This is a genomic window from Microvirga tunisiensis, assembly GCF_009296175.1.
In the GTDB taxonomy this organism is placed as follows: domain Bacteria; phylum Pseudomonadota; class Alphaproteobacteria; order Rhizobiales; family Beijerinckiaceae; genus Microvirga; species Microvirga tunisiensis.
The window spans coordinates 1-1,606 of record NZ_VOSK01000710.1 but is presented as its reverse complement, the minus strand read 5'-3'; the positions used below and the strand labels follow the sequence as shown (position 1 = coordinate 1,606).

The window sequence follows — 1,606 nt, the reverse complement described above, 5'->3', positions numbered from 1 at the left end:
CCATTCACCGAAGCCGTACAATGGCCGGCCTTTCACAATACTGATCCAGCAAGCATCTGGATGCGGGAGATGCTGTTGCAGGAGGCGTCCCTCATGACTTCCCCATGTGAGCCCATTGGACATCTCATGGAGACCCGTGCGCGGGCAGCGAAACCGCGGCCTTGATTGACTGTGAGAGATGTCTTCCCCGTCGCGTCATCGCGGACCAGCGGTGTCGACTCCTGATGCTCGCATTAGGGGTATCTGAAGGCGCACCCTGCCCCTGATCAGGCGGCCTCCGGCATCATGAGCGCAGCCGTCCGCTTCAGGTTGTAGGCCATCGCCGTCAGTCTGACCTGCAGGGCTGCTTTGGCTCGCCCCATCCAGCACATCCGCCGCAAGCCATAACTGCGTTTCCAGGTGCCAAAGACCTTCTCGATCCGACAGCGCACGTGCTGAACGCGATGGTTCCACACCCTTAACTTGCGCAACGCGTTGCCACCTGGGTGGCCCCAGACTCCGGTCTCGACCACGCACGGGCGTCCGCCCTTGGCCTGCACGGCCGTTGCGAAAGTTCGACCGCGATAACCGCTGTCGGCGTAAACATCGCCCGGATTCTCCGGAAGGGCCTCGCCGCCAGCCCGTCCATCGTGGACGTTGCCTGGCGTGACGGTCAATTCCTCCACCAGAGCCGTGTCAGCATCCGCCGCGACATGAGCCTTGAAGCCGTGAATGGCTTTGCGTCTCTTGTGACCGGCCCAAGCGGCCTCATGGTCCCGATGGCTCGCCGAGGCAATCACGGTGGCGTCTACCAGCGTGCCGGTTTTGACAGTGATCGCCTGGGCTTTGAGTTGGCGCGTCACCTCGTCGAACAGCGCCTGGTCGAGAGATCGCTCGACCAGTTCGCGCCGGAAGCGCACGAAGGCGGTGCGCTCCGGTGTTGCCTCGTGGGCGGCGAAACCGCAGAAGCGCCGGAACGAGGCACGGTCCTCCAGCGCCTCGGCCAACTTCACGTCCGACAGGTCGTACCAGACCGCCAGCAGCAGAGCCTTGAACAAGGCCAGCGGCGGCCAGGCCGATTCGCCCTTGGCGGCGCAGTAGATGTGGACCAAGTGCCGATCAAGAGAGGACCACTGGATCAGCCCTGACAGCCGGTCCGAGGAACAGCAATGGAATGTGGGGCTTGAGACAAACGCGAAGACTTCCTGTCCAATCTGACGGCGTGCCATGAGACCGCTCCAGTCGTGTCCAGCGATTCCATTGAATCACCCAAGCAGCCAAGGGTCGAGGCCACCCGCGCACAGGTCTCATTTAGTCCTGGGCCACGGTGATCATGTGGGATAGAGACGCTGCAATTTGGTTCGCGCCTGTGCGGTCGTGAAGCGCCAGTGTGCTGTGGCTCTACCCCTGTTGCGTTCAGCCTCCCAGGCAGCTATTTCCTCTCGGAGGATCGTCTGGTCCGGGAGGCGCCGATGCAGGCACTTGATCTTCCCCCGAATGCGCGGCTCTCCCGCACATTGCGTGGATTACGCGGCCAGGAGCACTCTCCGGCGTAGGAGATCGAAGTTGGCTCGTCCGTACATCGAGCGCTTGAAGAGTTTGAGGCGCGTGATCTGTCCCTCGGCTT

The 1,606-nt window shown here is 62.5% G+C and carries 1 protein-coding gene and 1 pseudogene; one reads left to right on the top strand and one right to left on the bottom strand.

All coding sequences use genetic code 11. The features are described from left to right. A pseudogene (locus tag FS320_RS43060) lies at nt 1–165 on the top strand (LysR family transcriptional regulator); the annotation flags it as partial. Between the two features lie 101 nt (nt 166–266). On the opposite strand, the gene FS320_RS43055 reads toward FS320_RS43060, so the two are convergent. After that, entirely contained in the window at nt 267–1,208 is a 942-nt protein-coding gene (locus FS320_RS43055) for an IS5 family transposase (RefSeq protein WP_152718608.1), read from the bottom strand. Nucleotides 1,209–1,606: the final 398 nt, after the last annotated feature.

Coding starts and splice junctions, on each gene's coding strand:
- FS320_RS43055 (WP_152718608.1), bottom strand. CDS start 1,208: ATGGCACGCCGTCAGATTGGACAGGAAGTCTTCGCGTTTGTCTCAAGC.